28 protein-coding genes are annotated in these 25,924 nt (G+C 60.1%); 8 read left to right on the top strand and 20 right to left on the bottom strand.

Annotation, left to right across the window (positions count from 1 at the left end):
• Positions 1-44: 44 nt before the first annotated feature.
• The 7 genes from QQJ84_RS09275 to QQJ84_RS09245 form a co-directional block, all read right to left on the bottom strand.
• A complete protein-coding gene (locus QQJ84_RS09275; protein ID WP_284257881.1) occupies positions 45-1,055 on the bottom strand; it encodes an AraC family transcriptional regulator in 1,011 nt (336 codons plus the stop codon).
• 43 nt (positions 1,056-1,098) lie between these two features.
• Positions 1,099-2,187: a phosphotransferase gene (locus QQJ84_RS09270; RefSeq protein ID WP_284257880.1), complete on the bottom strand. Its 1,089-nt coding sequence runs from the start codon at positions 2,185-2,187 to the stop codon at positions 1,099-1,101.
• 388 nt (positions 2,188-2,575) lie between these two features.
• Positions 2,576-4,195 carry a GMC family oxidoreductase gene (locus QQJ84_RS09265; RefSeq protein WP_284257879.1) on the bottom strand — a complete coding sequence of 540 codons (1,620 nt, stop codon included), beginning with the start codon at positions 4,193-4,195 and terminating at the stop codon, positions 2,576-2,578.
• Complete coding sequence (locus tag QQJ84_RS09260; protein ID WP_284257878.1) at positions 4,195-4,560, bottom strand: DUF4286 family protein; 366 nt, start codon at positions 4,558-4,560, stop codon at positions 4,195-4,197. Before QQJ84_RS09260 ends, QQJ84_RS09265 begins: the two co-directional genes overlap by 1 nt.
• Positions 4,561-4,576: 16 nt before the next feature.
• On the bottom strand, positions 4,577-5,272 hold the full coding sequence (locus QQJ84_RS09255; protein ID WP_284257877.1) for a hypothetical protein: 696 nt from the start codon (positions 5,270-5,272) through the stop codon (positions 4,577-4,579).
• 338 nt (positions 5,273-5,610) lie between these two features.
• A complete protein-coding gene (locus tag QQJ84_RS09250; RefSeq protein WP_284257876.1) occupies positions 5,611-6,123 on the bottom strand; it encodes a hypothetical protein in 513 nt (170 codons plus the stop codon).
• 248 nt (positions 6,124-6,371) lie between these two features.
• The gene (locus tag QQJ84_RS09245; protein WP_284257875.1) at positions 6,372-7,226 is read right to left on the bottom strand and encodes a metal-dependent hydrolase; all 855 of its coding nucleotides are present in this window, start codon (positions 7,224-7,226) and stop codon (positions 6,372-6,374) included.
• A gap of 252 nt (positions 7,227-7,478) precedes the next feature.
• On the opposite strand from QQJ84_RS09245, the gene QQJ84_RS09240 reads away from it, so the two are divergent.
• Complete coding sequence (locus QQJ84_RS09240; RefSeq protein WP_284257874.1) at positions 7,479-7,943, top strand: hypothetical protein; 465 nt, start codon at positions 7,479-7,481, stop codon at positions 7,941-7,943.
• On the opposite strand, the gene QQJ84_RS09235 is transcribed toward QQJ84_RS09240, so the two are convergent.
• The 6 genes from QQJ84_RS09235 to QQJ84_RS09210 all read right to left on the bottom strand — a co-directional run bounded on the left by QQJ84_RS09235 (position 7,926) and on the right by QQJ84_RS09210 (position 12,617).
• Entirely contained in the window at positions 7,926-8,987 is a 1,062-nt protein-coding gene (locus QQJ84_RS09235; RefSeq protein WP_284257873.1) for an NADH:ubiquinone reductase (Na(+)-transporting) subunit F, read from the bottom strand. The two genes, QQJ84_RS09240 and QQJ84_RS09235, sit on opposite strands and share 18 nt — an antisense overlap.
• A gap of 30 nt (positions 8,988-9,017) precedes the next feature.
• Complete coding sequence (locus tag QQJ84_RS09230) at positions 9,018-9,380, bottom strand: phenol hydroxylase subunit P4 (protein WP_284257872.1); 363 nt, start codon at positions 9,378-9,380, stop codon at positions 9,018-9,020.
• Positions 9,381-9,443: 63 nt separating this feature from the next.
• Entirely contained in the window at positions 9,444-10,964 is a 1,521-nt protein-coding gene (locus QQJ84_RS09225; RefSeq protein WP_284257871.1) for an aromatic/alkene/methane monooxygenase hydroxylase/oxygenase subunit alpha, read from the bottom strand.
• Between the two features lie 22 nt (positions 10,965-10,986).
• Entirely contained in the window at positions 10,987-11,259 is a 273-nt protein-coding gene (locus tag QQJ84_RS09220) for an MmoB/DmpM family protein (RefSeq protein WP_284257870.1), read from the bottom strand.
• A gap of 12 nt (positions 11,260-11,271) precedes the next feature.
• Positions 11,272-12,264: a ferritin family protein gene (locus QQJ84_RS09215; RefSeq protein WP_284257869.1), complete on the bottom strand. Its 993-nt coding sequence runs from the start codon at positions 12,262-12,264 to the stop codon at positions 11,272-11,274.
• Positions 12,265-12,311: 47 nt separating this feature from the next.
• On the bottom strand, positions 12,312-12,617 hold the full coding sequence (locus QQJ84_RS09210) for a phenol hydroxylase subunit (RefSeq protein WP_284257868.1): 306 nt from the start codon (positions 12,615-12,617) through the stop codon (positions 12,312-12,314).
• A 290-nt stretch (positions 12,618-12,907) separates the two neighbouring features.
• Between QQJ84_RS09210 and QQJ84_RS09205 the strand changes: the two genes are divergently transcribed.
• On the top strand, positions 12,908-13,423 hold the full coding sequence (locus tag QQJ84_RS09205; RefSeq protein ID WP_284257867.1) for a VOC family protein: 516 nt from the start codon (positions 12,908-12,910) through the stop codon (positions 13,421-13,423).
• Positions 13,424-13,431: 8 nt separating this feature from the next.
• On the opposite strand, the gene QQJ84_RS09200 is transcribed toward QQJ84_RS09205, so the two are convergent.
• Positions 13,432-13,953: a VOC family protein gene (locus tag QQJ84_RS09200; RefSeq protein ID WP_284257865.1), complete on the bottom strand. Its 522-nt coding sequence runs from the start codon at positions 13,951-13,953 to the stop codon at positions 13,432-13,434.
• A gap of 159 nt (positions 13,954-14,112) precedes the next feature.
• Here QQJ84_RS09200 and QQJ84_RS09195 point away from each other — a divergent pair, with 159 nt between their 5' ends.
• Positions 14,113-14,943 carry an enoyl-CoA hydratase/isomerase family protein gene (locus tag QQJ84_RS09195; protein ID WP_284257864.1) on the top strand — a complete coding sequence of 277 codons (831 nt, stop codon included), beginning with the start codon at positions 14,113-14,115 and terminating at the stop codon, positions 14,941-14,943.
• Positions 14,940-15,737, top strand: a complete 798-nt coding sequence (locus QQJ84_RS09190) for an SDR family NAD(P)-dependent oxidoreductase (protein WP_284257863.1) — start codon at positions 14,940-14,942, stop codon at positions 15,735-15,737. The genes QQJ84_RS09195 and QQJ84_RS09190 overlap by 4 nt, the downstream gene beginning before the upstream one ends.
• A gap of 60 nt (positions 15,738-15,797) precedes the next feature.
• On the opposite strand, the gene QQJ84_RS09185 is transcribed toward QQJ84_RS09190, so the two are convergent.
• From QQJ84_RS09185 to QQJ84_RS09170, 4 genes are read right to left on the bottom strand one after another with little or no spacing between them, the layout of a single operon-like run.
• Positions 15,798-16,586, bottom strand: a complete 789-nt coding sequence (locus tag QQJ84_RS09185) for an SDR family NAD(P)-dependent oxidoreductase (protein ID WP_284257862.1) — start codon at positions 16,584-16,586, stop codon at positions 15,798-15,800.
• 21 nt (positions 16,587-16,607) lie between these two features.
• The gene (locus QQJ84_RS09180) at positions 16,608-17,066 is read right to left on the bottom strand and encodes a nuclear transport factor 2 family protein (protein ID WP_284257861.1); all 459 of its coding nucleotides are present in this window, start codon (positions 17,064-17,066) and stop codon (positions 16,608-16,610) included.
• Entirely contained in the window at positions 17,063-18,037 is a 975-nt protein-coding gene (locus QQJ84_RS09175; protein WP_284257860.1) for an RHO alpha subunit C-terminal catalytic domain-containing protein, read from the bottom strand. The genes QQJ84_RS09180 and QQJ84_RS09175 overlap by 4 nt, the downstream gene beginning before the upstream one ends.
• A gap of 10 nt (positions 18,038-18,047) precedes the next feature.
• Positions 18,048-19,199, bottom strand: a complete 1,152-nt coding sequence (locus tag QQJ84_RS09170; protein ID WP_284257858.1) for a fatty acid desaturase — start codon at positions 19,197-19,199, stop codon at positions 18,048-18,050.
• Positions 19,200-19,268: 69 nt separating this feature from the next.
• On the opposite strand from QQJ84_RS09170, the gene QQJ84_RS09165 reads away from it, so the two are divergent.
• The gene (locus tag QQJ84_RS09165) at positions 19,269-20,273 is read left to right on the top strand and encodes a LacI family DNA-binding transcriptional regulator (protein ID WP_284257856.1); all 1,005 of its coding nucleotides are present in this window, start codon (positions 19,269-19,271) and stop codon (positions 20,271-20,273) included.
• Between the two features lie 144 nt (positions 20,274-20,417).
• Here QQJ84_RS09165 and QQJ84_RS09160 read toward each other — a convergent pair whose 3' ends face one another.
• On the bottom strand, positions 20,418-21,797 hold the full coding sequence (locus tag QQJ84_RS09160; RefSeq protein ID WP_284257852.1) for a hypothetical protein: 1,380 nt from the start codon (positions 21,795-21,797) through the stop codon (positions 20,418-20,420).
• 88 nt (positions 21,798-21,885) lie between these two features.
• Here QQJ84_RS09160 and QQJ84_RS09155 point away from each other — a divergent pair, with 88 nt between their 5' ends.
• Positions 21,886-22,140: a hypothetical protein gene (locus tag QQJ84_RS09155; RefSeq protein ID WP_284257851.1), complete on the top strand. Its 255-nt coding sequence runs from the start codon at positions 21,886-21,888 to the stop codon at positions 22,138-22,140.
• A 10-nt stretch (positions 22,141-22,150) separates the two neighbouring features.
• Here QQJ84_RS09155 and iolG read toward each other — a convergent pair whose 3' ends face one another.
• On the bottom strand, positions 22,151-23,152 hold the full coding sequence (gene iolG / locus QQJ84_RS09150) for an inositol 2-dehydrogenase (protein WP_284257850.1): 1,002 nt from the start codon (positions 23,150-23,152) through the stop codon (positions 22,151-22,153).
• A gap of 131 nt (positions 23,153-23,283) precedes the next feature.
• On the opposite strand from iolG, the gene QQJ84_RS09145 reads away from it, so the two are divergent.
• Together QQJ84_RS09145 and iolB are read left to right on the top strand one after the other, a co-directional pair.
• Entirely contained in the window at positions 23,284-25,122 is a 1,839-nt protein-coding gene (locus tag QQJ84_RS09145; RefSeq protein ID WP_284257849.1) for a PfkB family carbohydrate kinase, read from the top strand.
• Positions 25,119-25,919 carry a 5-deoxy-glucuronate isomerase gene (gene iolB, locus QQJ84_RS09140; RefSeq protein WP_284257848.1) on the top strand — a complete coding sequence of 267 codons (801 nt, stop codon included), beginning with the start codon at positions 25,119-25,121 and terminating at the stop codon, positions 25,917-25,919. The genes QQJ84_RS09145 and iolB overlap by 4 nt, the downstream gene beginning before the upstream one ends.
• Positions 25,920-25,924 lie beyond the last annotated feature (5 nt).

Here is a 25,924-nt window from a genome sequence, read left to right as displayed (position 1 = left end):
ATCCGTCAACTCAACGAATCAGAACCAACCGCGTCGATGCAAGCCTATCCGCGCACAGGTCTCATAGACGGCTTTCCGTATGCGTTCCGCCAAGCTCCTAGAGGTATGTCGTTCCACTGCAAAAATGCGCGGCGTAGACTCTGATCGTTGCGGAATCCGAGCACATGCGAAATTTGCTTTGTGCCAAGAGTGCCATCCCGCAATAATGCCTTGGCATAATCGTTGCGGAATTCGGCCAGGACATGCGTAAAGCTCGTGCCTTCCGCCGTCAATTTTCGATTCAGCGTGCGGGGGCTGAGGCCCAGAGCCGTAGCGACATTATGGAGTTTGCGCTCAGGTTCGGGCGAGGCGATTAAGACCTGACGCAACTGATGCGCAATACTATCTGAAGCCCCTGCCGGGTGTTTGACCGCGAGATGTTGAACGAGCAGATTAAACAACTCATCATCGCGCGACACGATTGGCATATCCAGAACGTAGCCGGGCAAAGTCAAGTCATTCGTGATGGCTGAGAACTGAACTGTTCCGGGAATGAAAGTGGCGTAATCCACGCCTTGGCTTGCGTGATGCATAAATCGAGTCGCCGCATTTTTCCCGTCGAATCCCGTGGTCTCATTGGCAAAACGCAAAAATGAACCAGCAAACTCTTCTGCGCAAAATCGTGCCAGATTGCTCCCGGGTGCATAGGTGGGCAGGAAGACGACACGCCAAACCTGATCGTCGATTTCCCAGCGATATCGTAATGGATCGCCGGCTATGTCAGCAAATCGCAACCAGATTTCAAACGCCCGGCGTAACGTGCCGCAGCTCGATATTGCGTGCCCGACGATGCCCCATTCAGCCAAATGCCGCGCGGCGCCGAATGCAACGGCAAAATCGGCAGGTGCCGCCTCTGCGACCAGACGCAGCATCGATACGTAGCTGGCGGCAACAATGTCTCTGTCGTCTGCCGAAGCTGCCTCAATGAGCATTTGCAGTGGCGCCGGTATCGCAATGCCGCGTTTTTCAAGGGCTGCGCAGTAACTTCGGATTTTCTGCAATCGTGGTTGTTTCATGAAATTCGCCAGAAGTTGTTAAATCACTGATCCGATGCGCTGACTAAACGCCCAATAATCCAAAACTGTCATGTTCGACGGCTGCCATCATGGCGCGCACTGTATTTGCGGTATTGATGGCTTCTGGCTGCCAGACGGAGCTGTTGTTCAGCCATGTCACGGTAGGATAGAAACATGCCACCCGGTACAAAAACCAGGCGTCATCAAAGCTTGGCGCATCCGGCACGCCACAGGCCCGCAACCGCGTCACATAATGTGAGATCAGCGCCCGCTCCCAATTTCGCCGGTCTATGACATCCAGCGCACAGAGCATGAAATAGACAATACCGATAGTCCAATGCTCGGGCCGCGCCACCCAGTCGATCACGCCCGGCGTGCCATCCGCGCTCACATATAGATTGCCGAGATGTTCATCGCCATGCACGATGACCATGGCGGCTTGCTTCAGCGCGCCCCACATGCGATGCCATGCGGTTTCGGCCTTGCCCATGTCCTGAAATGCGGCGGGCAAAGTCCGCCCGCGCGGCTGATCCACGTAGCTTTGCCAATGGTCTGCCCGGAAAAAACTCGGGAAATACATTTCGTGCAGAATTTTGCGGTTCTGCCCGGCAACACTCTCCGGTCCCATGGTGCCGCCTGCGGCGAAAGCCGGGCTATTCCAGGAGCTGGCATGCATCTTGGCGAACGCATCCATGAACGCCATGGCCTGTCCCAAAGTCAGTGTGCGGAAGGCATTGAAGAAAGTCGCTCCTTGCGGCGTGAGATCCTGCATTAAAATATCCGCAGCATCCGGCTGCACCTCGATCCGGTACCAGGCCGGCATTGCCGGGGCGGCAATTTGCGGCGCCAGATCACGGATGGAAAGCACCTCATTCGCCATCGCCCAGGCCGGCCCGGTGGAAGGGTCGTTCTCACCCGGAAAATTCCCCTTCACGATGAAATGTTTCACATCGGGCTGCGGGCCGCCAGCTGCATATTCCGCCACAAGGCGAAACTTATTTTGTTTATGTCCGAAAACTTTTCCCCGCTGCAAATTTGCGACCCGCACGCCCGGCCAAGTAGGCTGCAGCGCCGCCGTCAGCCAGTCCGCGGTTACGTCATCATAGCGCTGCAAGGCTTGGTTTCCGGCCATATTGCCTATCTCCTCCATTCCGGCTCATTGCGGACAAATCGATGCCCATTTTTCGTTATGTTTCCTGTAATACGCGCATCGCGGCCTTGAGCAATTCAGGGGGTCATTGAGTGGCCGGCATGGCCGAGTTTAAGCTCGTCGAGCTTGTCTGATTCGCGCGCCTGAGAGGTAATCCGCGCGGCGCCACCTGGTGCAACTCTAGCCGCGCCTCAAGTTCGGTCAATTGCGCGCGCAATTTTTTGGCCCGTGCAAAAAAAAGCCCAGCGCCGTTCTCCGCGCGTGCGGAGCATATTCAGCGCTCTGAGGAGCCTGCCTGCCGGAAACTGCGTCACCCGCCGTTCGTCATCCTGGGTCAGATCGGGCATCTGGGTTTTGTGCCTCCGTAAGATCAGTTCGTCAAAATCAATTCCGCGGCGCGCCAGGCGGTGGCCATGGCGGGGCCGTTGGTGTTGCCAGATACCATGGCGGGCCAGATTGAGGTATCCACCACGCGCAGGCCCTGTACGCCGCGCACGCGCAAGCCTGGGTCCAGCACCGCCATGTCATCCGTTCCCATGCGGCAGGTGCCGGCAACGTGGTAGCCGGGCGTGCCCATGTTGAAGGCGGCATCGATGATGTCGTCATCGCTGACACAAGCAGCACCCGGCATCAGCTCGGAATGGATGAAGGGGGCCAAAGCCGGCTGTGCGGCGATGGCGCGCATGACGCGGAACAGGGCCACGGTGCGGATGCGGTCGCTCTCTGTGGCCATGTAATTGGCGTTGATATAGGGGGCGGCATCCGGGTCGGCGGAGCGGATGCGCAGCTCGCCCTGGCTCTCCGGGCGCAAATGGCAGCCGAACATGGTGAGGCCGGGATAGGGGCTGACAGCGCGGTCATCCAGCGGGTGCTGGCCGCCTTGCGGTTTCACCTCGAAGGAGAAGAGCCCGACGCCGATCTGGCCGTCCGGCCGCAGCTGGTCCGGGGTGGTTTTAAGGTAGCCGGAGAGGTCGAATACGGCATTGGCGAGCGGGCCGCTGCGGGTGAGCGCGTAGCGCAGCACCGAGAGGGCGAGACCTGGGCCGCGCAGTTCATGGTTATGGCCGCCTTTCAGGGTGCGGTAGCTGAGCTGCTGGCCGCGGTGCTCGCGCAGGTTTTGCCCGACGCCAGGTAAATCCGCGATGACCGGGATGCCGAGCGATTGCAGCAGGGCGCCGGGACCGATGCCGGAGAGTTGCAGCAATTTGGGGGATTGCAGGGCGCCGGCCGAGAGGATGATTTCAAGCCGGGCGGCAATGCTTTGCGCAGAACCCGCCCGGCGCAGGGTTATGCCGCTGGCGCGATTACCGGTAAATTCTATCCGCAGCACGTCGGTATCCGTGAGGATGGTGAGGTTGCGCCGCTGCCGGGCTGGCTCCAGAAAGGCGCGGGCGGCGGAAAACCGCTTGCCGGAAAAAATCGTGCGTGGCTGGTAGCTGAAGCAACCGGCCATGGCGGCATCCGGCGCGTTGGTGTCCGGCACTGTCGGGGTTCCGGCTTGGGCGGCAGCGGCCAGAAAAGCTTCGGCCAGGGCATCGCCCTTGGGCGGCATGGTGATGCGCAGCGGGCCGGAGGTGCCGCGGCCGCCGCCGGGGCCGAGGGCGTGGTTTTCAAGTTCGGCGAAGCAGCGGCCGATTTCATCCCAGCCCCAGCCGGTGCAGCCGGCCTGCGCCCATTCATCATAGTCAGCCGGGGTGCCGCGGACATAGACCATGCCGTTGACCGAGCTGGAGCCGCCTAAAGTGCGGCCCTTGATCCAGGGCTCCGTGGGGCGGTTACCGCTTTTCGCGACTTCGTAATGCCAATAATGCTGCTTGCCATGGGTCTGCAGGCGGCCGACACCCATGGGCATGTGGATGAGCGCGCTTTTATCGGGCGGCCCGCTCTCCACCAACAACACCTGGTGCGCCGGATTGGCGCTGAGGCGATAGGCCAGAACCGAGCCGGCAGAACCGGCACCGATGATGATGTAGTCGTAAACCGGTTGCATCAGGCCAGCGGCAGCAGGCGAGTGGTGATGGGCACGGCAAAGCTGGAAGAGGCATGCGCAAGGTCGAGCAGTGGGCTGAGGTCCGCGCGCCCTTGCTGCAATGCCTCGCGCATGGCTTGCGCAAAAACCTCCAGTTCCGCGGAGGTTTTGGCCTCCAGTTCATAGACCGCGAGATAGGCATTAGGGTCCGCCGGCAGGCCGGGCATGAGGGCTACGGATTTGTCGATTTTATAGCGCGTGGCACTGATGACGCCTGGGATGGCGCAAATATCCGGCAAATGCTTGTCCGTGTACCAGGCATTATACGCAGTCTCCTGCGCCGCGGAGATGGGGCTGGAGAAGACGAGCATGAGGGTTTTTGGCATGGAATAAACTCCTGCTTCAAGCGGTTTCACGGATAATTACGTTAACTGATCGGAACATGATCCAGGAAGTCGCCGCTATCCAAAAGCCGTAGGTTGTGAAGGGGACCCAGTAAGGAAACAGCCCGCTCCATGCGAAAGGACCGGATTTGTAGAAATATGCCGCCATCCCGGGCAAATACGTCAATTCCAGCCCGAAGGTGAGCCACGCAAACCAGCGCGGGAACAGATGAGGTTGCGATTTATCGATGAGAATGGCAACGCCAAGCGGCATGGTCTGAAGAATAAAAGGCGGCACGGCCGCGATAAGAAACAGCCAACCCGCATCATTGGTGAACTGCGTCAGCTCGATGGAGCGATCCGGCCGGAAGGCGGCAAGTTCCCATATCATCGCCGGAATAAAAAGGAACAATGAGCCGGTGATACCTCCAGCCAGTTCGCACAGGGTTAGGAAGCCGGCGCCCCCTTCCATGCGGCGGATGAAATTCGCCATGGTTACAATGTAGGGGATGTAGAACATGGCACCGAAGCAAAGGCAGACCATGGCGAGACGGATGCCATCCGTATTGCCCTGGTACATGGCGGAAATGCTGGCTGCATCATCCATTGGCGTTTGCGGCGGTAAGAAATGCGCAAGCGGCCAGAAACCGATGAAGAAAAACCCAAGGAAAAGAAAGCCCCCCAAGGCGCCGGCCTTATCTATACGCGTGACCATTTTTTTGCTCCCCCAGTTCGCTCTTGTTCACCAAACACCTGGCATTACAGTTGTGTTGGCCCGTCCACCCCAACACTACTGTGATGCCAGGCGATGCTCTCGTTTCAATGGAGACCTCGATACGGGAGCCCGAGATCCATACGTGCGTTTATCGAGCCTCTCTAAGCGTAGCCTCTTCACTCCGGATCGCGCGGAGCGTCAGCCAGGACATGACGAGCAGCCAGATGAAAAAGGATCCGGCCGCGAGCCAGTAAGCAAGCAGACCGTCCCAAGCGAACGGCCCCGTTTTGAAACAGAATGAGGCACCGCCGGGCAAAAACAGCACTGCCATCCAGATATTAAAGTAAGCAGACCAGCGCGGGAAGACCGGTGTGGGGCTTTTGTCTTGCAATACGCCCGCGGCGAAGCCGCGCAAACTGCGCGATGAAGGTCGGGAAGGCGGGGATGATGATCAGCCATCCAGCGTCGTTCAATAATTGGGTGAGATTTGGGTCGCGTTCAGGGCGGAAGGCGGCCATTGCAAAGATCATGACGGGGAACATGACGGTGAGTACGCCAATAGCGCCGGCGCCGAGCTGCATGTAAGGCGGCAAGCGGCTGATCCCCTTGATACGGAACAGTTGGACCGAGATCGCGCCCACGAGCGACATATACCCCGCAATACCAAACAGCCCGAGGATCATGCCAATCTGGATAAGCATAGCTTTAGCCTGGTAGATCGCGGCGATATGCATTGCATCCAGAGAAGGGGACGGTGGCGGAACGAAACCGGCTAACAATAGGCCTGACCCGAAAGTTACAACACAAAACGGCCCGCCCCAGGCAGCAATTCTTTGGTCGATGAGGTTCATTTGGCTGATTTCCCCTGGTGGTTTTTGTCTAACGTATGTGAATTGCGTGCTGATTTCCAGTCAGAAACGGTCATAAATAGGCGTGGTTTGCTTTTTCTCGCAGACGAATGAAACTGGAAAATATTGTCATGATCGTCCGGTGAAGCTGATGAGAAGGACCAACAAAAAGCATCCGGCCCCAGTTCAAACTGCGGCTGGATCGAAAATTGAGGCGCCAAACGATGGTGTCGAATGCGGCGGTTAGCTGACTACTCCGGTGCAAACCGATACACAGAAATGAATGTCTCGTTGATCGGGTCAGTCGTTTTGAAGAAATCCAGCGCAGCCTGAATGCGTGGAGGTATTGGCATTTTTGCAGGATCGAACGCCGGGGATAGCAGTTGCAGCATACGCGGGATAGCCCAGGAAAACTGCCGGGCGATGTTGCGCGCCTGGTTAAAACGCGAAGCCCAGCGCTGGGAAGCTGTCATGGTTTCGCGATCTTTTCTCAGCAAGACCGCGGTGCCGCGCCAGAAGCAATGATTGACATGCCAAAAACTGTACAGAAAACCCCAAATGCGCAGAAAATAGCTGCCAGAAACGGCATTAAAGGCTTCATGGCAGGACGTGCGATGTTCAAACTCTTCTGAGATATGCCAGAGCCATAAATTGGCACCCGATGGTTCCGCACCTTCAAAATACTTATCGCATTGCTCGTACACATATTTTGCTGTGAAGGTTGCGGTATTCTCGAACCCGGCGCAATACGCGGCACAAAAAGCTAATGACTTCTTATCGCGCATTTCCTTGAGTTCAGCCGTTACTTTGGCGATGACAGGTTTGATGTCATAACCTGCATCCAAGAGAAGTTTGTTGAACCGGTTATGGTACAGTGTGTGGTTGGTCTCCTGCTTAATAAACAGCTCCAGCTCTTCTTTTAGAGCAGGATTATTTTCACAATGTTTCGTACGAACCTCATTGGCGACATTGTTTAGCAAATGCTCAATGGGAGCGATGATAACCGAAACTCCGTTCAGAAACTGCGCGAATTCGTGATCTCTCGACCATAGGATCGGCGTGACGCCTCGCTCAAAGGCAATGCCTGGCCGGCGGGGGGTCAACATCTCTCTTTCTCCAAATATGAGAACATTTGCATCAGACACTGCGCGGGAACGCAGTTCCGCTACGCCGTAAATAAGCCCACTAAAATTCGAATCCAACGGAACCCATCATACGGATCACGCCAGATATCATGCGGATTACGCCATTTTAGCACTACAGCTTCATTTTTTTGTTGCGCCGCACCCTGATTTCCGAATCAATGTGTCACCATGGGTCAGAGGTCATGGGATTTTGGGTGCTGATCCCTAGCGCCGATGAACGCGCTGTCTCTCAAGAACCTCGACGGCATCGTACTGGCGGGGCTGATGGACCCGGATATATTTAAGGAATTCGCCGCCGCATTCGTGGCCGAGCACAATAGCATCATCGCCCGGCAGAATGTGCATTTTGATGCTGCCAAACAGGAACTGGCGGCGATCAAATCAAAACTGGCCTATCTGGTCGATGAACTGGCCGGCGGCAGAGGCTCACGGACTCTCAAAGATAAATTGATCGCCCTGGAAGCCCGCGAGGACGAGCTGAACGGCCTGCTCGCCAACCAGCCCGCCCGTGAGCCGGCGCTGCATCCCAAACGGGCAGAAGTTTACCGCGAGAAGGTGGCGGCGCTGCACACCGCGCTGGCCAGCCCGGCAACCAAGGATGAGGCGTTCAGCATCATCCGCACGCTGCTCGACGAGAACCCTGAGGTGGCCCCCTTCTTCTCAGATCTTCTTGAATAACGGGCTTTTTGGCTTCTCTGTACCGTCCTTGGCGGTGAGGAACCGCTCGGTAAAAATATACTTCTCGAACAACCGCCCGCGCATCAACGTATTGACACAGGCCTCGATCATCGGCGGCGGCCCGCACAGATACGCGGACCATCCCTCGAACAACCCGTCAAACAGCCGTGCGGCGACATCATGGACAAATCCGCGCTCGCCCGTCCAGCCGCTCGCTTCCGGCTCGGAGGAGAGGGCTGGGATGTAGCGGAAATTGCTATGTTCCACCGCGAGCGCCGAGAACTCTGCCTCGCCATACAAATCCGCCCGCGTGCGCACGCCATGCACCAGCATGATCGGGTCGCGATACCCCGCGGCGAGCAACTCCAGGATCATCGAACGCGGACTGGAAACCCCAGTCCCGCCCGCCATGAACAACAAAGGCCCGCCGCGTGATTTGCGCACATAGAAGCGCCCATAAGGCCCTGAAAGCGCCACCGCGTCGCCGAGTTTCAAAACCTCGTGGATATACGAAGTTCCTTGCCCACCCGGCACGCGCCGTATCTGCAAATCGACATACCCATCCTCGGACGGCGGATTGGCGATCGAGAAGGCGCGCGTCCCATGCACCCCCGGTAGCGTCAGGTTGATATACTGCCCGGCCTGAAAATCGATCCGCCCGCCGCCAAGCCCCAGACGCACCCCCTTCACATCATGCGTCAGATCCTCCAGCCCCTCGACCCGGCCGGCAAAATCCCGCACGGTAATACGCCGCTGGTCCGGCTCCTCGTCGATATCCGCCTCGATGGTGACATCGCTCATCATCCGCGCGCAGCAGGCGAGGGTTTTCCCTTCCGCCCGCTCAAAATCCATCAACGCGAACGGCGAGGCATCGCCATGATCGACCTCGCCCTCGAGCGCCTCGACTTTGCACGTCCCGCAGAGCCCATGCCCGCAGGCATAGGGCAGATAAATCCCCGCGCGCAGACAGGCGTCGAGGATGGTCTGCCCATCCTCGACCTCGATGCACTCGCCCAGCGGCTCAATGGTCAGTTGATGTGTCATGGAAAAAAAGTCCTTATTGGCCGTGGCACTTTAAGAAGCCGCGCGACCTGTCAAGCCAGGTGTCCAGAAACGCACCAGCGACTTATGGTGCATCCCGTTTTCCGCGAGCGACTTGCCAAAATCCGGCGTCGCCTTCTCGCCGTCGATCATCCAGTTCACCGCCGCCCAGTCGACCTTCGCCGCGTCGGGATGTGCCGCATAATGCGGCGCGATGACGTCGCTGACCAGCGCGCCAAACGGCATGGCGGGCGGCAGCGGAAACGCAATCGCCGAACAGAAGGAGAGGTGCTCCTCCCAATGGACATAAACCAGTATATTGCCATGGAAGTTCTGCTGGATGTCTCTGATCTCGATATGTTTTACATAATCGGGGGTAATCGCCGTAACGGTCATTTATTCCTCCTCAGGAGCGCATGGCGCATTCCCGCGCCATGCTTTCTTGGTGACTAATTCAGCTCAGACAGCCTTGCGCGCGGCATCCGCATCCGGGTGCCACTCTTTCCAGATCTTCTCATCGGGCGAGCCGGTATAATCCATATTATCCGCGCCGGCATTCAGATTATACCAGGCCAGCACGTCTAGCACCGTCGGGCCGCCGCAATTTCCCTGGAAAATCTGCTGCACCGGCATCCATGCCTGCACATATTTCTCAGGCTCACCGTCAAAGATGTCCTTACAGCCGTCGGAGCAGAAGTGATACGTCTCGCCCTGGAATTGCGTCGCGCGGAAGCAGATCGTCGCCGGATCGCCAGGCTCGGTATAGGCCATCGGAATCTGGCAGGTCTGGCAGAGCTGGGGCAGCGCCATGTTGTAGAACCGCTTTCCCTCCTTTTCCATCTCCGCCCACAACTCCCAGCGCGGCCGGTAGTATTTGTCGAACGTGTTGGGATATTTGGCGGAGAGCCAGTCGAGATGCTCTTTATCGGGCATCCAGGTATGGAACGCCGCCGCGTGGGTATATTGGTAGAACACCGCCCAGTTCTGATGCGAAATATGCTCCGCCTCTTCGGTTGCGATATCCGCGTATTTTGGCATTTTCAGGCCATAACGCTCAAGATCCTGAAACAGCGAGCCCCCGGCCTCGACGAAGTAAATATCCCAGGCTTCCTTCCAGGACATTACCTTTTTTGGCAGCATATAATCCATCATCATGGCGACAAGACCAAGCAGCCGATGCCCGCGCCAGAACCATTTATCGACCCATTTCTGCACAATCGGCAGATTGTCCGGGTGCTGCTCGAGCAGGAATTTGATGACCTCGATCCCCAGCGTCATATGCCGGCTCTCATCAGATTGCGCCGAGAAACCAAACGTCACAGTGGACATATCGCCATTATACGCGGCGCCGGACATGAAGGGCACGAACAGCAGATTGGTCAGCAAATACTCGAAGGCAAACCCAATCGCGATCATAAACTCAAACGGCCCGGCCGAGCGCGCGTCGTCGAAGAACGATTTTGGCACCGAGAGATACCAAACGCGATCATGCATGTGCGGAAATTCGCCGATGCCGTCGAAGAATTTGTTGTAATGGCTGATCGTATGCACCTGCGTCTGCAAGTGCCGCAACTCGTCGAGCGATTGCATCTGTGCCGCAACCCGCGCGCCCGCCCCGCGCAAATGCCGGCCGGTAAACGCAAACCCGCGATGTGCCTGATACTCCTCGGGCGAAATCCCGGTGAGGAACAGCTTGACGACGTTGACATACCGCCCATCCGAGAGATTCGTCTGCCCGTTATTCTGCGCGAATGCATCAAGCACGGCATAGAGCTTGCGCTCCTTCTCCGCCTGGAATTTCCAGTAGGTATCCATCGTGAGCCGGAATGGATCTTCCCAGGCCGACCAATCCTTGATCTTGATCCCCTCGAAGGAATCATAGGGAAATACATCGTCCATCTTCTGATACGTGGTTTCCCAGTCCAACCCGCGCGTCATATGTTCATAACGCTGGCGCAGTCCAAGTTTTTTAACTGTCATTTTCCTGCTCTCCCCTGGCCGCTTAATGGCGCCAGCTTAAGGTGAAGTGATCGTCATCCTCATCGAGGTTGCCCGCCATCGAGACGAGGACAAGTTGAATCTCCTGCGGCTCCCACGCGCGTCCCAGCCGTTCCTCAACCGAGGCGCGCTTGATCGTGATCGAATGATCGCAATCAAGCTTGACCGCGCCATGCATGTTTAAAACCCGCACGCCCGGATTATCGGCCAGAATCGCCTCGATAATCGGCCGCGCATCGTCGTTTTGCAGCAATGTGATGGATGCCACCTGCGCCATGTTCATTCCCCCTTAAATCGCCAGACCGAGTGCCACCGCCCGCAACCGCGCCGCCTCGCCCGCCGCGATCGCCGCCTTGCCGCCATCGCCGAGCAACGCCTCGGAGAGCGGCTTGACCGCCTCCACCGCGCGCGCAATCCAATGCGCCGCCCATTGCGAAACGAGTGTCTTGTTGTGCCCGGATTCGGCAGCGACCACCTTGACCACGCTATCGCTCCACCGGCTCTCCTCGGCGCGCCAATCCTGCATGAATTCGGTCAGCATCGCGACGCTCAGCCCGGCATCGGCAAAGGCGGGTTCGGCGAATTTATAGATGAAATCGAGCAAAACGCCGTTCACGCCGAGCGTCTGCGCAACATAGAGATGGAACCAGTCGCGCTCGACGAAGCTATCCTCAATCAACCGCCGCACTTCCTGCCAGGCTGGATCTTCCAGCCAGGTTTTCTTGGCCGCATCGAGGGAGGTCCCGCTCTGGCTGTCCAGCACCAGCCCGATCCGGCTGATGATCTGCGCCATGCCAAGCTGGTCGGCGGCCGAGAAGATGCAAGGTGCGGTAATCGCCGTGCCATATCCGCGCTGGCACATCTCGGTCATGTTCATATTGCCGCCCCAGTGCAGATGGCGCAGCGGCAACAACCCGCGCTCCAGCGCCGCCCGCGCTTCCGGCGAAATCTTCACCAGCAACCCGCGTTCCTCGACAAACGAGAAATTGCGATCCACGGCCTGATTCATATTGGCGCGCGCGATGTTATAGGTCGCATAATAATACTGGCGCGGGTCGATCGGCTTGTACCAGTCATCCATGACAACAGCGGTCTTGCGCGTGTCATAGGTCCAGAATTCAGGCTCCCAATAAGGTTTGTAGTGGAAATTGGCGGTCGCCTGAATATCGTAGGTCGCCTCCTGATAACGCGAGGCGGGCTTGTCGCCCCCCAGACGCCGCGCCACATGCCCAAAAGTCTGACGCCGCGGCGCGATATCAACGGTCTTAATTTGAACGCTCATGCTTCTTCCTCTCTGTGAGGCTTGGTGCCTCATCGTTTCGTCGTGGATCAGGAACCGGAGGCATCTTCCTCCGGGCGGCGCAGCAACCCCGGCTGCCCGGCGCGCCAGGCAAGCCGGGCAAGATCGGCGGCAATCGCTTCCGCAGGGGGCAGAAGAATAACCTGCCGGTCCTTGCAGAACTCGGTAAACGCCAGAAGCGGGAGGATCAGCTCGACCGCGAGATCGCCATCACCCAGCGAAAATTCAAACTCCACAAATTTGCCCGCCCTGGTTCCCAAAACCCGGGCATAAGCCTGGCTGCTATTGGGGGAACGCAATCGCGGAGCGCGCTCGGGGAGTTCTTGGTTGCCCATCCTTATAACGCTCCTCTTCCGCGGGGGCGTATCTTGACGACGCCCCTCATAATGTCCGGTTTTAGCGTTTATTTTTTTCGGGAGTCAATAGAAATTTCGACATTCTATGAAATAACAAAATTGCGACCCACGTCTCCCCATCCCGGCCGCGATAGCCATTGCGCTGGTTGAGGCGCTCAGGTGCACGCTCGCCAGGGGCGGCTGCGCGCCCCGCATAAACTGGTGTGCATCGTCATTGTATGCTGATAAACGGCCAGGCAAGCCGCCCATAACCAACAGGAGGGAACCCCATGTCCAAGCTCACCGGCCCGCTCACCCAGAACGCCTTCATCGTGCGCGACCTTGAGGCAGCCATTACCTATTGGACGGAGGTGATCGGCGCCGGCCCGTTCTTCGTCTTCCCGCCGCTGGAATTTTCGGCGGGCACGCTGCATGGCGCGCCTCTCATCCCCCGCTTCAAGGCCGCCATCGCCTATTCCGGAGATCTCAACATCGAGCTGATTGAGCCCGAGGGACCGTCCATCTTCCAGGAATTCCTGGATGCGGGCGGCACCGGCGTGCACCATAATTGCGTGATGACGGAGGATTTCGACACTGCCGTGGCATCCTACGTGGCGCGTGGGGGCGAGGTGGTGCAGACGCAGGACGTGGCGGATGGCTCACGCCTGGCCTATGTGCAGATGCACGGGGCGGTGCCGGTCATCATCGAGGTGGCATATCTCAAGCCCGCCGCCCTTGGCCTGTTTGCCGCGCTGCGCGAGGCCGCCGCCAATTGGGACGGCAAGACCAGATATCTGACTTTCTGAATCGATCCTTAAAAAGCGAAGGGGCGGATGATATCCGTCCCGTCAAACCCCTGGGCGGAGCGCTTCACCAAATCATACACGCCCAGCAGCGGCGGGGTAGGCTCGTAAAGCTCCGTGAAATGCCCATACGCCTTCACCGTATCCATCATGGCGAAACCGGCCCCTGGCATCACCTCGGCATAAAGCCCCTCGGCAAAACCCTGCGCCTCGAAATGCCGCATTGCCGCGTGAATATCATCGACGATGAGCGCGATATGATGGATGCCGCTGCCGCCATTGGGATACATGTCGAAGAACACCGAGGGTTCCGGGTTGTTCTGCTGCACGAACTCGATCATCACCTCGCCCCATTGCCCATAGGCGGATGTATGGTCGAGCTTGCCCGGCTGGCCGCGATAACGGCACAAGGTGAGTGGAATATGCTCCGCCACGAAATAGGGGCCGGAGCCATAAAGCGCTGAATGCGCGCGCGCCGCCACGCGCACATCGGGAACAAAATAGGCCACCTGGCGAATGGGGTCGCGCCGCATGTTTCAACTCCCGTGTTTTCTGATTCAATCAGATGTTATGCTAGAATACTATATTGACAGAACGCCCCTCGCGCAGCAAGTTGGCTGTGCCAGGCTGCCGGTGCGGCCATCACCATGGCTGCGCAAAAGCCATAATAAAATAAAGATTTGGGAGAGATCATGAGCAGCCCATCCGTGAGCAACAATGTTACGCTTGAATATCCGCATGAGGGCGTTGCCCTTGTCACTGCCGGCAATGGCGGCGCGCCGGGCCATACCACCACCTGCGCCACCGTGTCGTACCTCGCGGACGCTTTGGATAAAGCAATCGACGAGGGGGCGCGCGTCATCGTGCTGGCCTCTTCGGTGGAAGGCCATTGGCTGGAGCATGCCTATCTGGAGGACATCCGCCAGCTGGTGATGGGCAACGCCGCCACCGGCGACCCGGCCGGCTGGTTCCGCTCGCTGATGACCCTCAACCGCGGCAAGGCCGTGACCATCGCCGCCATCAATGGCGACACCTCCGGCGGCGGCTGCGAGCTGGGCTGGGCTTGTGATCTGCGCGTGGCGGAGGAGCAGGCGCGCTTCTCGCAGCCGGAAGTCATCATCGGTGTCGGCACCGGCATTGGCGGCACCTCGCGCCTGATGCGCCTCATCGGCCGCACCGCCACGGCGGAAGCCGTGCTCACCGGCCTGCCGCTCACCGCCAGGCGCGTGTACGAGCTCGGCGGCCTCAACCGCCTAGTGGCCAAGGGCCAGGCGCTGGAGGAGGCGCTGAAGCTGGCCAAGCACATTGCCGGCCTGCCGCCGCAAGCCGTTGCCGGCATGAAGCAGATGCTGGGCGAGGATGAAGACCTCAACCAGACCCAAGGCATCGAGAACGACCAGAAGATCAGCCAGGGCCTGTTTGCCAATGCGCATAGCATGGAGAGCATGGCCAGGATTCAGGCGCGCTTCGATGCCGGGGAAAGCATGGACCAGATTTACTGGAACAAGGGAGAGACGCGATGAAAACAGTTGAAGGCAAGGGCGCCATCGTGTTCGGCGCCGCCGGGCGCGGCAATATGGGCCAGATCATCGCCAAACGCCTCGCCGCCGAGGGCGCGAAGGTCTGCGTCGCGGGCCGGCACGAGGATGCGCTGAAAGAGCTGGCGGCTGAAATCGGCGGCAGCTACGCGCTGGCCGACATCACCAGCAAGGATCAGGTTTTCGCCGCCGTGCGCAAGGCGAAGGCCGATTTCGGCAAGCTCGATCTCGGCATCAACGCCACGGGCTGGGGGCTGATGAAGCCGACCGAGACGACCACCGAGGAAGATCTGGACCGCATTCTCGCCATCCAGTTCAAGGGCCCGTTCTTCTTCATCCAGGCCATGCTGGACGCCATGCCGCAAGGCGGCTCGATCATCCAGATTTCCTCGGCCACCGCCACCATCCAGCTGGAAAACCACGCCGCCTATATGGGCACCAAGGCGGGGGTGGACCACATCATCCGCACCGTCGCCAATGAATACGGGCATCGCGGCATCCGCGCCAACTCCATCTCGCCCGGCATCACGGATACGCCGATGGCTGGCGGCTCCTTCGCCCTGCCGGGCTTCGTCGAGGCCTTCGCGAAAGAATACCCGCTCGGCCGCGTCGGCACCTCGGATGACATCGCCGCCGCGGTGCTGTGGCTGGGCTCGGATGAATGTTTCATGACCGGGCAGAATCTGCAGGTGAATGGCGGCCTAACCTTGCGCCGCAACCCGACCATGGCCGAGATGGGCGAGGTATTCGCCAAAGCCACGGCGCATCTTTCAACCTGACGCCAAAGCGGTCCGGCACAAACTGCCGTGCCGCCCGGGGCAGCGCAACGCTCCGGGGGCTCAGTTGGAAACGCGGGTGGCCGGGTCGATCTCGTCCGGCACCACCAGCCCGGCGGTCCAGCCGCCATCAACAGCCAGCTCGGCGCCGTTAATGTAGGAGGCCGCGTCGCTGGCCAGGAACAGGCTGGCCTGCGCCACCTCCTCCGGCTCGCCCACGCGTGCGGCGGGGATGCGCAGCATGTGTGAGAGCAGCGCGCCATCCACAGTCCCGGCCGGGTCCAGCATGGGCGTGCGGATGGCGCCTGGATGCACGGAATTCACGCGGATGCCGCGCCCGCCATATTCCACCGCCACGGATTTGGTCATGCCGCGCAGCGCCCATTTACTGGAATCATACCCCACCATGCCGGCATTGCCGCGCAGCCCGTTCACGGAAGAGATGTTGACAATGGCGCCGCGCCCCTGCGCCAGCATATGCGGCAGCACCGCCTGGATGCCCAGAAACGGCCCCACCACATTCACCGCCAATATGGTTTCAAACCGCGCCTTCTCCAGCTCCGCGGCGCCGTGATGATCGGAGATCGCCGCGTTATTAACGAGAATATCGATGCGCCCGAAGGCGGAGAGCGTCTCGCGCACCAGCACGGCCCAGGCTTCCTCGGATGACACATCCGCAACAATAAAGCGCGCCGCCGCACCGATTTCAGCGGCAACCTTACGTCCTTCTTTTTCCAGCCGGTCGGTCAGCACCACGCGCGCCCCCGCCTGCGCAAACAGCCTTGCCGTCGCCTCGCCCTGGCCGCGCGCGGCCCCGGTGACAATCGCCACTTTTCCATCCAGCCGGATCATGCCGGTTCCTCCTGCTTGTTATTAGGCCGTTATTTCCACGTAGAGGCGGCGCAGCTTCAACGTTTCGATGCGCCAGCGCCCCTCATACCGGTAGGTCTCGAAATAATGGCCCCAGCCTTGGAATTTTTTGAACGGGCCGCCCGGTGGAATGATCAGCATGTCTTCCATCGCCCATATGCCCTTGGCCGAAGTGCCTGAAAGAATCTCGATCTCCGGCATATGGCCATGATGCACGCTGGTGAGCGGCGAAATGCCACTGCGTACATACTCCACAATCGCCGCGCGCCCGTTCACCACCGGCTCCTTGGCGTGCTCTTCCTCGGATTTCGGCGGTTCCAGCGCGCCGCGCACATCAAACACCGCATCCGCCGTGAACAGATCCGGGAATTCTCCCCAGTTCTTGGTGTCCATGCAGCGAAAATACGCGGCCTTGAGCTTGCCGATCTCCTTGATGGCCAGCAGGCGTGCCTCAGCGCTCATTTTAAATCCCCCTTTGATCCATCAAGATACAAATCCATTTCCGAAAAAAATTGCTGGATGCGCTTTTCCTGTTCGCTGAAGCGGATGATGCCGCCCAGGCCCCGCGAGCGCATGCCCTTGTACAAGGTCACCATATTGGCAACATCCTGGTCCACCACATCGCCGCCGCGCGGTTCCTCGCTGGTGGTGCGCTGGCGCGCCGGGCGGGTGGCGCCGGTCACGTCCACATCCGGCTCCACGCCCATATAGGCGGGCGGGCGCACGCCATCGGCCAAGCGCCGGCTCAGCACCCAGGCATCGTAAAACGCGCGCTCCGGGTTGGTGGGGTGCGGGCGCATGCGCATGAACAACACGCCCTCGGGGTGCATGTTCAGCGTCACATTGGGGAAGAGCGAGGGATTCCAGTCATCGGTGAGCTGGTTATCCGTATACCCGCTATAATCCACGCCATATCGGTTATTGGGCCTCCGCTTGGCCGCCTGCAGCGCCCGGCGCACGCCTTTTGCATCGCCCTTATAGCTGGCCGGGTCCACCCCGGCTTCCATCAGGAAATAGGCCAGCGCTTCATTCACCGTCTCGTCATCGGGCCAGCGCGGGCTTACCACCCCCACGGGGAAGAGCTGCCGGTTATGCCCGTTGGGATAAAAATCCGACTGGATGAAATAATCATCGACCGAGGGCTTGATCTGCGGATGGGTGGAATGCGCGTGGTAGGGTTCGTTGAACACATTCACCAGCACTTTCCAGTTCGCCGGCACCTCCACGCAGAGGTCTTTCACCACGAACATCTCCTCCATTTTATAGGAGGCGAGCATGGGCAGCAGCGGGCCATAAAATTCCTCGAAGGAGGGCGGGTTTTCGGCCATGTTGATGAACACGAAGCCGCCGAACTCATGCGCATGCAAGCCGGCCACTGAAAACAAAGTGCTGGCGTCCCGCGCGGGAAGATATTTTGATGTTACGAACTTCAAAATCGGGACGCTAGGCGAGCGCTTCTCTCAATCCCACGGGCTCCCTCTGCGCGGGTGGCTGCCTCTGAATAAAGTAGCTGGGTTCTTGCCTTTGCCGGATCAGGGCTGGCAGCAACTCCGCCCAGGCCGCCCAGACTCCCGCATAGGGAGGCGGGCAATCCGCCTTGATAAGCTCGTGTAATTCGGGCAGCCGGTAGAATGGCACCATGGGGAACATGTGGTGTTCAATGTGATAATTCATGTTCGCATAGAGAAAGCTGAAAACCGGGTTCATGATGATTGTTCTGGTGTTCAGCCGGTGGTCGAGGACATCTTCGTTCAATCCGGCGTGTTGCGTAAGGTTGAAGAGTTGAGAGAAAAAACCACCATAGAAGCGGGGCAGGATGACGAACATGGCGGGGAGGATACTGTGCGTGGCGGCACAGCCCAGGATGACAGCGAGGATCATGCCAAGATAGATGCGAGACGCCAGGATGACGCGGTGGCGCTGCCCATCGGGGACAAAGTGCTTGCCGTCCTCGGTCAAGTCTCCGCTCGCGTTCCGCAGGAGACGCCCCAGTTGCACAAAGCCGTCGTGTATAAAAAAGAAGTCCAGAAATTGCATCAGAACCTTTGGCGGCCGTGGCGCCGCAATTTCCGGGTCCCTTCCAACCAGCAGGGTATGGGTATGATGCCGGGTATGGCTCCAGCGATAGTAGAAGCCTTCCCGCAGGGTCATGAACGCGCAAAGATGAAAGAGCGCTTCGTTCAACCACCGTGTGCGAAAGGCCGTTCCATGCGAAAGTTCGTGATGCCGGTGATCAGCCGCTGCATAGAGAACGCCGTAAACGAAGAAGGCGGGGAGCGCCCACCAGCTTCCCCAGGAGAAAAACGCGGCAATCGCGGATGCGGCGAGCAGGCCGAGCCACAAACCAAAAAACCGCAGGGCCGGACCGTCAGAGCGGCGAATTAATTCTTTCATTTTTTTGCGGTCGATCGCGCAGGAATACCAAACAGCATCGGCCGTTATTCCCATGTCCTTGCCATCATGCGAGGTGGTGTTCTCTGCATGCATTTCGCGCAGCCTGTAGTTTTTCCAGCTTGGTTTCATGATATACCCTCCAAACGGCCTTATATCACCAGCCTGCTTGCCACCGAAGAAATTCGGGATATTTTGTTTCAAACACCTCATGCCGGGAAATAGAAAATGAGAGAATCTCCCAAATCGGGCCCGCGCGCCCGCATCAGCGATGTGGCCAAGGCTGCCGGTGTCAGTGTCTCGACGGTTGATCGTGTTATAAATGGCCGCGACCCGGTGCGAGGGCCGACCGCCAAAAAAGTCATGAAAGCCGCTGAATCTTTGGGTTTTCGCATGGCACCCCTGATCGGGCAAAGCCTGTCCAAGGAACGGCCCATGATGCGGTTCGGGTTTTTGCTGCTGCAAAAAAACCGATCCTTTTATGAAATGCTGGCGGAGGAACTCCTGCGGGCGGCTGGAAAATCTTCCGGCGTCCGCATCTCGGTCCGGATTCTTCATACGGAGGAGCTCGCGCCGACTGCCGTCGCGGCGCAAATTAAGGCGCTTGGTGGCGAGTGCGACGCCGTTGCGGTGGTCGCCGCCAACCACCCGCTCGTTTCAACCGCGCTGGAGGGGCTCGCCTCCAGGGGTATCCCGGTCTTTGCCCTTATTTCGGAGATTAACACGAGAGTCCCGGTGGGGTATGTCGGGCTTGATAATTATCAGCTTGGGCGCACGGCCGCATGGTTCATAGCCCAAATGGCGCAGGCGCCAGGCAAGGTGGGCGTGCTGGTCGGAACCCATCGCTTCCGCTGCCAGGATTTGAACGAGAGCGGTCTGCGCTCGTATTTTAGGGAGCATGCGCCGCGGTTTGAAGTTGTTGAGCCAGGTGCGACGCTGGAGAATGCCGGTGTTGCGGCGGAACTCGTTCGTCATCTGTTGCAGCGGGAACCGGAACTTCGAGGATTATACATCGCGGGAGGTGGTATCAGCGGCGTGCTGACGGCACTTCGCGAATGCGCGCATGCAAAATCGATTGTCGTCATTGGCAATGACCGCACCAGATCGGCTCATCAAGGCCTGTTGGATGGGCATATCCGCCTTCTCCTCTCCCACCCGCTTGCCTCGCTATGCGCCACCCTGATTGAACGAATGATCCTTGCCGTACGCGGAAATTCTGATGCTCTGGCACCGTGTTTTCTCGGAATAAATATCCTGACCCCGGAGAACATCCGGTAAGGCCCGGATGAAACCGGCCGCAAAAAAGGCTGGAGCGTTCACCTTTGCGATGAACATTCCAGCCAGTATTTTTGCGCTCGATTGCATGTGGCCAGCTTGAACCCTGCGGTTCAGGCTGGCCACATATTGGTTTGATGCGCCCGATCAGAAATCGTATTTCAGATAAATACGGCTGCTGAAGTAGGGGTTATTGAAATGCTGCCCCTGGTTGCCGTTTTCGGCGAAGGCCGCGTCGGCGTCCCAATCAGCCGAGAGACCCGGGAGAACGCTGGAGAGGTTGTAGTTGAAGTTGGAGTCGATCACGTGGATCGCCTGGTCATGAACCGGCGTGCCGGTGGGGAAGGCATAGGGGCCGCTAAAGTTGTACACGTTACCGCCAAAGCCGTAGTCGACCTTGTATTCGACATAGGTTGGCGAGATTTTCAGCTTGCCGTCCAGCGCCACGACATCGCCGGTGATGCCGATTGCGTAGCCGGGGCCGAAGTCGGGGATGCCGGTCTGCATCGTGTCGGTGAAGGTGGTGCCGGAATTATCGTTGTAGGGATGGATCACGCCGCCATGGCGGAATGAATTATAGGCGATGGGGCTGTAGTCGCCGATCATCGCGACATCGTCAGCGCCGAAGCTCATGCCGAGCTTGCCGCCATAGATGTGTGCATCAACGCTGCCGTAACGGCTGATGCCGTTACCGGAATTACCTTCGGCCAACATCTGCGCCGCGCCGAACACGGTTTCATTCGCGGAAAGCGGTGTCGCGAAATCAGCCTGGCCGTAGACGAGCTGGCCGAGGCCGTAGAAATCATAGTACCAGCCCTGCAGGCTCACATTGGTGCCGGCAAAGGTGTTCTGGTAGCGCGCACCGGCGGCGATGAAGCCGTTGGATTTCGAGAGGTAGCGGTTGCCGGTCGTGAAATCGCTGCTGTAGCGCGAGTTGTAGCCGAAGATCCGGGCGCCGAACACGGAGAGTGTTGCGGTGGAGGTCTTCAGGCCCATCGGTGCCGCGTCGGCTTCGCCGTTGCTGCCGCCAATGATGTTCGCAACACCGGAGAAGCCCATGAAGGCGCGCGGGCTGAAGGTGTAGAGATCCTGGTTGGCGTAAGGCGTGTTGAGCATCTGCCGGCCGCCGCGGACTTCCAGCCACGGGTTTTCAAACTGCAGATAGGCTTCGCGGACTGATTGCAGGCTGTGCGTGCGGCCGGTCAGTTCGGTGTCGTCATGAGCGGGGTTGTGGGAGTAGAGCCCCAGAGACTGGCCGGTATAGCCGCCCAGGCCAACGCTGAAGCCATCAAGCGCGCCGGTATGCACGATGAGATGGCCGCCGACGCCAAAGCCGTTGGTCATATTGCCCGAATGGCCGGCATTGGCATAGGTGAAATTGGTCAGGCCCAGCTCGCCGGTGAAGGTTGTCTGGCGCAGCGCGTCCTGCAGGCTTTGCGCGCGCGCGGGCGCGGCCAGCATCACCGCAGCGGCAAGCAGGCTGATGCCGCCCATTGCGAGGCGAACTGAAATGGTTTTGGATGTCACGTTATAGTCTCCCTTTGTAGTGGTTGGACGCTGTTTTGCGTTTGTCAGAGGGGCGCGAACGGGTGGTGCCGCGCGGAATAACCGGCGGATGCGCGGCTCTGAAAATCGCATGGGCGGTTCAGGTGAAAAATATCAAATATCGCAATATGCGGAGCTCAACCGAAGGAGAGCCGCGATAGAAGCAGGAATACAGCCATGGTTTCGTCCCAGAAGTTTGAAGTTTATTGTTTTGTCTTATCGCTTGGCTCGCGGGCCGGCGGTGTTGTGCCGCCGGCTCGAAGCTGACCCAACTGTAAAGGCCGGGATTTTTTTAGTCAATAAATTTCATTTAAAATTATTTTAGAAAGAGTGTTTCAAGCTGTCAGGCGGACCGGCAAGCCGGTACGCACGGACTCGGTGGCAGCATCCGCGAGCATCTGCGCGCGCAGCCCGTCCTCGCCGGCGGGGCTTGGGGCCTTGCCGGTGGTTGCGCAGTCGATGAAGGCGGCCAGCTCGGCGCGGTAGGCTTCGTTGTAGCGTTCCAGGAAGAAGAGCTGCGCCACATCGGCGGTGTAGCCGCGCGTGTTCGCCTCGCTCACCGTCGTTACATGCTGGTTGCCGACCGAGAGCATGCCAACGGCGCCATGCACCTCAATACGCTGGTCGTAGCCAAAGGTGGCGCGGCGCGAGTTGGTGATGGTGGCGATCTTGCCGCTGGCGGTGCGCAGCAGCACGGCCGCGGTATCCACATCGCCAGCTTCGCCAATGGCCGGATCAACCAGCGACGAGCCGACGGCATGCACCTCAACCGGCTCTTCGCCGAGCAGGAAGCGCGCCATGTCGAAATCATGGATCATCATGTCGCGGAACAAGCCGCCCGAGCGGGCGATATAGCTGACCGGCGGCGGCGCGGGGTCCTTGGAGATGATGCTGACCAGCTCGACGTTGCCGATCGCGCCGTTGGCGATACGGTTTTGAACTTCACGGAAATTAGGGTCGAAGCGGCGGTTGAAGCCGACCATCAGCATGCCCTTGGCGGCGGCTACGCCGGCGAGAACGGCGCGGATGCCATCGGCGCTCATATCCACGGGCTTTTCGCAAAACACCGGCTTGCCCGCGCGCACGGCGGCGAGGATCATCTCGGCGTGGGTGTCGGTCGAGGAGCAGACCAGCACGGCATCAACGTCGGGCGAGGCGATGGCGGCGGCGGCGTCAGTGGTGGCGCGCACCCCGTAGCGCCCGGCCAGGTCAATGGCGGCGGCTTCGATGGCATCGCTCACCACGGTGAGCTGCGCATTTTCAAGCAGGGCCAGGTTGGCGGCATGGACGCGGCCAATTCGGCCCGCCCCGATTAGAGCGATTTTGAGTTTGGACATGGTTCCTCCGGTTGGGTTGGTTTCCCCAAACAGAATATACGTTCTGATTTTTGTTGTCCATAGACTGTATTTTTCATATTTGACTGGGTCGGACGACAAGCCGAAATTGCCCGCAACGAGGAGGATTTGTGATGCCGGAGCCGGCGTTGGATGTGGTGACGTTGGGCCGGGCGGGGATGGACCTTTATGGGCAGCAGACCGGCACCTGGCTGGCCGATATGGGCAGCTTTGTGAAATCGGTGGGCGGCACACCGGCCAATGTGGCGGTGGGGTGCGCGCGGCTGGGCCTGCGCGCCGCGATCATCACCGCGGTTGGCGCGGATCCGCTGGGCGAGGCGATCATCGCGCAATTCATCGCCGACGGGGTGGAGACGCGCGGCGTGCGGCGCGATACGCAGCGGCCGACAGCCCTGGCGATCGCCGGCGTGGGCCCGGGCGGCGCCGTGCAACTGCACTTCTGGCGCGAGAATTGCGCCGACATGGGGCTGCGCGCCGGCATGCTCGATGCCTCCCTGCTTACCTCGGCGCGCGCCCTGGTGCTCACCGGCACCCATGCCTCGACCCCTGAAGTATATGCAGCCAGCCTGCACGCGGCGGCACTTGCGCGTGCCGCCGGCGCCCGGGTGGTGCTGGATATTGATTTCCGTGAGCAATTATGGACCAGCGGCGAGCGCGCATTCGTGTCCGCTCGGCTTTCGGCGTTGATGGAAGGCGCGGCCCTGGTGTGCGGCACCGCCGAGGAGTGGTGCGTGGCCGGTGCGGCGCCTGATCCGTTCACGGCCATGCGGCGGCTGCGTGAGGTTTCAGACGCGCTGTTTATTTTAAAACACGGCGCGGAAGGTGCCACGCTCGTTACGGCGGGGCCTGAAACCGGGCAAAATTTTCCCGCCTGGCCGGTGCGGGTGGTCAATCCGCTGGGGGCGGGGGATGCATTCCTCGCAGGCTTTCTCTCCCGTTGGCTGCGTGGGGCGTCGCCCGAGGCGGCGATGCCCACCGCCCTGGCGTGTGGCGCCATCGCCGCCGGGCGGCTGCTTTGCGCCAATGCGTATCCGGGGCCGCGGGAGGTGGCGTTGTTCATGGCGGGCACGCCGCTCGACTCGCCTGTCATGGCGGATGCCAAGCGCTTCACCGCGCGCCGCCGCGCCCCCGCCACGCTGCGGGCCCTGGCCATTGACCACCGGCCGCAGCTCGCGGCCCTTGCGCGTCACCCGGCACAGATCGGCACCTTCAAGGCCCTGGCCTTGCGTGCCGTGGCGGCTGAGGCCAGGGGGCGCCGTGGCTATGGTCTGCTGCTTGACCATATTTACGGCGGGCCCGCGCGCGGTTGCGCCGAAGCGGATGGGCTATGGATCGCCGCCCCGGTCGAGCAGCCGGGCAGCCGGCCGCTTGCGTTCACCGCCGGGCTTGACCTGGGTGGCGGCCTGGCCTCCTGGCCCGCCACCGAGACTTTGAAATGCCTGGTGACCTATGGCCCTGATGATGAACCGGCATTGCGCGCCGCCCAGGATGAAGCGCTGCTGCGTCTGCAGGAGGCGGCGGTAGCCGCCGGACGGGAATATCTGGTGGAAATCCTGCCGCCGCGCGGGGGGGTTATGGACGAGACGGCGGCGCCGCGGTTGATCGAACATTTCTACCGGCTAGGCCTGCATCCGGACTGGTGGAAATTGCCGGTGCAGCCAAACCCGGTATGGGCGGTTCTGGAGGGGCTTATTCCGGCCGCGGATCCGGCTTGCCGGGGGGTGCTGGTGCTGGGCGGGGACCATGAGGCGGAGATTTTGGAGGCCGGGTTGAGCGAAGCGGCGGCGTACGGGCTGGTGGCTGGGTTTGCCATCGGCCGGGCGATCTGGGCGGAGCCGGCAGCGGCATATTTTGCCGGCCGCGCGGCGGGCGATGAGGTACAGGCCATGTTGCAGGCGCGTTTCGCGCGTTTCTCCGGGCTGTGGGATCGCCTGAGAGGGGAGGCTGCGTGAGTCTCTATTTGCGCCGCGCGCACCAGCCGGATGCACAAGGCCGTTGCCTGACCGCGGGTTTGCCGGGGCAGCGCGATGGGCTTGGCCATATCGGGCTGGAGGCATTTGCCTTGCAGCCTGGTCAGGCCGTGAGCCGCTCCACCGGCAGGCTTGAAACAGGCCTGGTTTTGCTCTCCGGCACGGGGTTGATCGAGGCGGCGGACCTGCACGCCGAAATCGGAGGGCGGCGCAGCCCGTTCGAGGGACCGGGCCATTCCGTCTATCTGCCTCCCGGCGCGGCGTGGCGATTCACCCCTGCGAGCGCCTGCGAGTTGGCGCTCTGCCATGCCGCGGTGCCGCCGGGCGCTGCGCCGCCGCCGCCCCGCGTCATCATGCCCGGCGCTGTGCGCTGTTCCACGCGCGGAGCGGGGGATAATGAACGTTTTATCCGCGACCTGTTGCCTGAAACCGAGCCAGCCGCCGCCATGCTGCTGGTGGAGGTGATCACGCCCGGCGGGCATTGGTCATCCTTTCCGCCACATAAGCACGACACGGCAGGGCCGGATGAGACGGCGCTGGAAGAAATTTATTACCACCGCTTCCGCCGCCCCGGGGGGTTTGGTTTCCAGCGGATCTATGACCATGCCGGGTTGGATGAGGCGCTGCCGCTGACCGACGGCGCCGCCGTGCTGGTGCCGCGCGGCTATCATCCGGTTTCCGCCGCGCCGGGATGCGATCTTTATTATCTGAACATCATGGCCGGGCCGGAGCGGCGCTGGCAGATCAGCACCGACCCGTGTTTCGCGATAGCGCGATGACTTCA

The sequence above is a fragment of the Acidocella aquatica genome, assembly GCF_030160635.1.
In the GTDB taxonomy this organism is placed as follows: Bacteria; Pseudomonadota; Alphaproteobacteria; order Acetobacterales; family Acetobacteraceae; genus Acidocella; species Acidocella aquatica.
This window is presented reverse-complemented; position numbering and strand designations above follow the sequence as displayed.